Source organism: Rhizobium freirei PRF 81 (genome assembly GCF_000359745.1).
Lineage (GTDB): Bacteria > Pseudomonadota > Alphaproteobacteria > Rhizobiales > Rhizobiaceae > Rhizobium > Rhizobium freirei.
Map to the genome: position 1 here is coordinate 1 of NZ_AQHN01000057.1, position 329 is coordinate 329.

Sequence of the window (329 nt, forward strand, 5' to 3'; positions counted from 1 at the left end):
CATAGAAATAGCGCTGGACGGTCGAGCAGGGTGGAAAATCCTTCGGCAGCATCCGCCATTGGCAACCAGTTGTGGCGATGTAAAGCAGGGCATTCACCACCTCTCGCAAATCCGTGGTCCGCGGGCGGCCCAAGCGGCGCGGCATTGGCAGGAAAGGCTGAACCAGACCCCATTCCCGATCCGTCATATCGCTTGCGTAGCGTGCCGTTCGCCGGGCATATTGCCGACGGGTGATTTTGGTCCAGGCCATCGTGTTCTCCATCGAATCTCGCAAATCCGAAGGAATCATAACCTGTTGAAATCACCCACCTCTTTTTGAGGCAGCCTCT

1 protein-coding gene is annotated in these 329 nt (G+C 56.8%); it reads right to left on the bottom strand.

From position 1 onward, the window contains the following. A partial coding sequence (locus RHSP_RS14330; protein ID WP_157385350.1) for a transposase occupies positions 1–250 on the bottom strand: 250 nt, incomplete at its 3' end. Positions 251–329 lie beyond the last annotated feature (79 nt).